Source organism: [Haemophilus] ducreyi (genome assembly GCF_900109315.1).
Lineage (GTDB): Bacteria > Pseudomonadota > Gammaproteobacteria > Enterobacterales > Pasteurellaceae > Haemophilus_B > Haemophilus_B ducreyi.
The window spans coordinates 1-3,212 of record NZ_FOJC01000016.1 but is presented as its reverse complement, the minus strand read 5'-3'; the positions used below and the strand labels follow the sequence as shown (position 1 = coordinate 3,212).

Genomic DNA, 3,212 nt, shown 5'->3' with positions numbered 1-3,212 from the left:
TCAATGTATGGTCGCAATATTAAATTTATTGTGACGGATAAAGGCGCGGGCGTTAATCATCAAGGAGTTATTTTTGCCGAAGATGATATTAATATTTTAACAGATGAAGGTGACTCTCAACTAAATAAAGTCTATGCTGATTATGTTCGTGTAGTGGGTAAAGATATTGAACTTGCCGAAAAAGGGCAAATTCACACGGATCAACAACTTATCTTAAACACTGCAGGGCATGTAAAACTAAATGACGCTTCAAGTGTTATATCTAACAATAATTTGGGGATTAGAGCGTTAAATCTAACATTAGAAAACGCGACAGTGTCAGCAAATAATTTAAGTTTTAGGGTAAAGGATAATACTCATCTAAATAAATCATCTAAAGTTTCAGCAAGATCGGCAGATATTCAAAGCGGTAACCTTACCTTAAATACTGCTTCAATATTAGCGCAAAAACTTATTTTAAATGTTAGCAATGATGTTACTTTAAACAACCAGTCTAAACTTTCAGCTAATAATCTGGAAATAAAAAAAGTAGAAAATTTTAGTTTAAACAACTCAGTGCTTAGCAGCAATAACTTAATATTAAATGCTTCTAACAATATTACCTTAAATAAAAAGTCCAAACTTTCAGCGGGTAATATGACGTTGAGCGTAGCTAATAATGTTGCGTTAAGAGATTCTGAACTTGTAGCCAATAACTTAACATTAAATGTTTCTAAGAATGTAACTTTAAATAATGTTTCAAAACTTTCATCGAATAAGTTGGACTTGAATGTTGTCGACAATGTAACACTAAATGACAAATCTATCCTTTCAGCAGGAGAATTTACCTTCAAAAAAGTGAAGAATGTCATGTTAAATAATTATTCAGAGCTTGCAGCTAATAACTTAACATTAAATATTTCTAAGAATGTAACTTTAAATAATGTTTCTAAACTGTTAGCACAAAAAGCGGATATTAAAGCGATAAATCTTACTCTTAATAATACAACCGAACTGACCGCTAAAAATTTAGATATTAAAGTTGATAAAATCACCAACAACGGCACGATTGCCGGCATTTTCGCTAATATTACCACTAATAAACTGGATAATAAGGAAGAGGCATTAATTTTAGCCGAGCAAAACTTGAATTTTACCGTTAATGGTTCGCATTACGTGAATAAAGGCGATATCTTTAGTAAAGATAAAGCCACGGTCACATTCTCACAAAAAAGTGATTTTACGGGCAATGGCAGTAAGTTAGTTAATGCACAAAATCAATTAAAAGTTAATGTCAATAATTTCACTATTAGTAAAGGTGATGATATTACTTTGATTGGTAACGTCACTCTTAATTCAAGCGGTAATTTTACTAATAACGGTAATTTGACAACCGTGAATGCACTAAATGTTAGCAATATAAAAAGGTTTACCAATACCGGTAATTTAACCGTTGGGAAAAACCTAGATATTCACAGTAACACAGCCGTTAAAAATGACGGTAAATTAATCAGTATCAAAAATTTAAATATTTCTAGTGAAGCGGATTTTATTAACAACGGCACTTTGCTTGGCATTGAAGCATTAAAGATTGCGACTCAAGGTAATTTTACTAATAAACAAAAAGCAATATTAGCCTCTAATAACCTTTTAGATATTAGTGTTGCTCAAGGCAAATCCTTTACCAATAATGGCACCATTGAAAGTGGAAAAAACTTAAATATCACCAATAAAGGAGCATTTGTTAATGTTGATAACGCCACGATTAGAAGTTTTGGCGTATTAAATATCACTAGCCAAGGTAACATAACTAATAATGGTACGCTAATCAGTAATCAAATATTAAATATTACCAGCGCAGAGAAATTTACCAATGAAAGTAATGGTACGGCGATGAGTAATGGGCTGTTAGATGTCACCGCTAAAAAAGGCAATCTCACCAATAGAAACCTACTCGCAGGTGGATTAGGATTAAATCTAACTGCGCTTGATGGTAATATTATTAATGATTCAGATATCAGCAATAAGATTGCTGTTATGCATTCTCAAGGCAATATTAGTTTAAATTCAAATAATGAAGCTTATAACCTAGGTGAAATTTATGCGGGGAAGAATATCACTGTTAAGGCACATCAATTAAAGAATGATGTTAAATTAACAGGTACAAATATAGAAACAATAACGAAAACAGGTAATAGTACATATCAAATACGACAGCAGAGTAACGGAGGAATTCAGACAAATCACGAAACAGCTTCTGAAGGAAATCTAGATATTCAAGGAAATTTTATTGATTTAGATAATAAACTGAAAGTAGAACATCGTGGTAAAATTTATGCAGGGAAACATTTTACTTTTAATAAATCAAAAGAGGACAATAATCCCCAAATTATTAATAGGGGTACGATCAATGTTAAGAGTAAATTAAGCTATGATTCAGGAGTTAGTTTTGAAAATAATATGCAATCCCATAAATTTAATATCTATAATCAAATTTTTAAAGCTAATAATAATATTACATTAACTTTTAGAAGTGACGGATATTACTATACGTATTTAAATTTTAAGCAAAACAATGAAAAACAATATAAAGGGAATAATACTAAAACTTTTACAAGTGTAGAAAAACTTATAGATGAAGCACTATCTGATAATAATCCTGAGCCTATTGAACACTCTTATTCTAAGGGTAATGCAAGTGCGGGGAGTTATATTAATCCGGTAAGTTATTTGGCTGCTTTAGGTAATGCTGTAAACCAAAGTGGTACTAGTTATTTAGGAACAGCTTTAACAAAAGTTTTTGGAGCAAATTGGCAAGCTCAATTAAAAGATCAAACACAAGTTATAAAACTCAAAGAAAAATGGAATAAATTTAAGGAAAATATTAATTCTCAGATGTTAGATCTTTATCCTGATTCTGATAAAGCGAAAATCTTTGCTGGAATAATTCAGAATGGTGATGCTGAAGGTGAGCAGGCTTCAATTATTGCTGAAAAATATAAAACTAAATTCCAAAATGGTGAATGGAATAAAAATGATACTGGAACGGATAATTATGATTCTACGAATGCTGGTGAGAAATATAAGAATGTAGAAAAAACTGATCGTAAAGAAAAGATTGATGAACATAAACTAAATATTGGTAAACACGAAATTAAAGTACCAGGCGTTAGCTTTGAAAATCTAAATAATATTAATCATCAACAAGATAAGTCAGATGGAATTGATAAATC

General features: G+C 30.9%; 1 protein-coding gene. It reads left to right on the top strand.

The features are described 5' to 3' along the window. Nucleotides 1-3,212: autotransporter outer membrane beta-barrel domain-containing protein (locus tag BMX01_RS07835; protein ID WP_159427900.1), on the top strand; the 3,212-nt coding region annotated here is incomplete at both ends.